Source organism: Fusobacterium sp. IOR10 (genome assembly GCF_010367435.1).
In the GTDB taxonomy this organism is placed as follows: Bacteria; Fusobacteriota; Fusobacteriia; order Fusobacteriales; family Fusobacteriaceae; genus Fusobacterium_B.
This window is the reverse complement of record NZ_WJWY01000058.1, coordinates 1-2846: the sequence shown is the minus strand read 5'-3', so window position 1 is coordinate 2846 and position 2846 is coordinate 1. Positions and strand designations below refer to the sequence as shown.

The window sequence follows — 2846 nt, the reverse complement described above, 5'->3', positions numbered from 1 at the left end:
AACACTTGATACTACATAGTAAAATATAATTTAATATTTGATTAAGATTCCGACTTATTAGTATTGGTCTGCTAAATAAATTGCTTCACTTACACTTCCAACCTATCAAACTCCTAGTCTCGAAGTTGTCTATAGAGTACTTATCTCAAAGTCAGTTTCCCGCTTAGATGCTTTCAGCGGTTATCTAGTCCAAACGTGACTACCCAGCTGTGCCACTGGCGTGACAACTGGTACATCAGAGGTTTGTCCATCCCGGTCCTCTCGTACTAAGGACAGATCTTTTCAATACTCTTACGCCTGCAGTGGATAGGGACCGAACTGTCTCACGACGTTCTGAACCCAGCTCACGTACCACTTTAATGGGCGAACAGCCCAACCCTTGGGACCTTCTCCAGCCCCAGGATGTGATGAGCCGACATCGAGGTGCCAAACTTTGCCGTCGATATGGACTCTCGGGCAAAATCAGCCTGTTATCCCCAGGGTAGCTTTTATCCGTTGAGCGACGACCCTTCCATTCGGAATCGCCGGATCACTATGCCCTGCTTTCGCACCTGCTCGACCTGTCAGTCTCGCAGTCAAGCTCCCTTTTGCCATTACACTCTGCGGTTGATTTCCATCCAACCTGAGGGAACCTTTGGGCGCCTCCGTTACTCTTTCGGAGGCGACCGCCCCAGTCAAACTGCCCACCTAGCACTGTCTTCAAGGCTACAAACCTCAAATTAGAATTTCAGTATAGTATGGTTGGTATTCCACCAACGACTCCATACACTCTAGCGAATATATATCACAGTCTCCCAACTATCCTATACATACGACACCAAAACCCAATACCAAGCTACAGTAAAGCTCCATGGGGTCTTTCCGTCCTACTGCAGGTAACCGGTATCTTCACCGGTAATACAATTTCACCAGGCCTCCCGCCAAGACAGCGCTCAGATCATTACACCTTTCGTGCAGGTCGGAACTTACCCGACAAGGAATTTCGCTACCTTAGGACCGTTATAGTTACGGCCGCCGTTCACCGGGGCTTCAATTTAGAGCTCTCACTCTTCCTCTTAACCTTCCGGCACTGGGCAGGTGTCAGCCCATATACATCGCCTTACAGCTTAGCATAGACCTGTGTTTTTGTTAAACAGTTGCCTGAGCCTCTTCACTGCGGCCACCTTGTGCTTTGTACGCGTAGTACTCCACACAAAATGGCAATCCTTCTCCCGAAGTTACGGATTCATTTTGCAGAGTTCCTTAGCGAGAGTTAGCCTGTCCGCCTTAAATTTCTCATTCTGACCACCTGTGTTGGTTTACAGTACGGGCACTATTAAATTAACGTTAGAAGCTTTTCTTGGCAGCGTGGGATCTGTAAATTCGACTATAAATAGTCTATGCGTCACACCTCATGTTTAACTCGACGGATTTGCCTATCAAGTCACACTACATGCTTACACAGGAACTTCCGTTCTCCTGCTTACATACCCTTCTGCGTCCCTCCATCACGATTTAACAGTGGCACAGAAATATTAATCTGTTTTCCATTCGCCTACGCATTCTAGCCTCGGCTTAGGTCCCGGCTTACCCAGGGAAGACAAGCTTTACCCTGGAAACCTTGGTCTTCCGGCGAGAAGGATTCTCACCCTCTTTCTCGCTACTTATTCCTGCATTCTCACTTCTGATACCTCCAGAGTCCCTTATCAGTTCTCCTTCAACGGCCTACAGAACGCTCTCCTACCAATTGCGTAAACGCAATTCCGCAGCTTCGGTTTATAGCTTAGCCCCGTTACATTGTCGGCGCAGAGACTCTCGACCAGTGAGCTATTACGCACTCTTTAAAGGTATGGCTGCTTCTAAGCCAACCTCCTGGTTGTTTGTGAATCTCCACCTCCTTTTCCACTTAGCTATAATTAGGGACCTTAGCTGACGGTCTGGGTTGTTTCCCTTTTGACCATGGATCTTAGTACCCATAGTCTCACTCCTAAGATATAAATTACGGTATTCGGAGTTTGGTTGGCTTCGATAAGCAATATGCCCTCTAGACCATTCAGTGCTCTACCCCCGCAATTAAACTCTTAAGGCTGCACCTAAATGCATTTCGGAGAGAACGAGCTATCTCTCAGTTCGATTGGCGTTTCACCCCTAAACCTATCTCATCTCCCAGCTTTTCAACGATGGTGAGTTCGGACCTCCACTGTGTCTTACCACAGCTTCATCCTGGACAGGATTAGATCACCAAGTTTCGCGTCTACGCCTAACGACTATCGCCCTATTCAGACTCGGTTTCCCTACGGCTCCGGTATACTTAACCTCGCCGTTAAACGTAACTCGCAGGATCATTCTCCAAAAGGCACGCCATCACCCCAAAGGGCTCTGACCGCTTGTAAGCACACGATTTCAGGTTCTATTTCACTCCCCTCCCGGGGTTCTTTTCACCTTTCCCTCACGGTACTATTCGCTATCGGTTAATAAGAGTATTTAGTCTTACGAGATATGGTCCTCGCTGATTCACACAAAATTTCTCGTGTTCCGTGCTACTCGGGAGAGTCACGCGCTTGTTTTAATGTACTTGTACAGGACTATCACCTTCTACGGTTGAACTTTCCAGTTCTATTCCAATTAATTAAAACAATTCGCTGAATATCTTACAGTTCTTCTAGCGACTTCCCACAACCTCATACAAGCAACGACTGTACTCTTGACACTTATATGATTTAGACTTGATCCCCGTTCGCTCGCCGCTACTTGGGGAATCGTTTTTACTTTCTTTTCCTCAGACTACTTAGATGTTTCAGTTCATCTGGTTACCGTTTTCACACTAAGACTTCATCTTAGTAGATTTCTCCATTCGGAAATCCTGG

At 46.8% G+C, this 2846-nt stretch carries 1 rRNA gene; it reads right to left on the bottom strand.

Going from position 1 to position 2846, the window contains the following annotated elements:
• Positions 1-37: 37 nt before the first annotated feature.
• Positions 38-2846, bottom strand: a 23S ribosomal RNA gene (locus GIL12_RS09880); the annotation flags it as partial.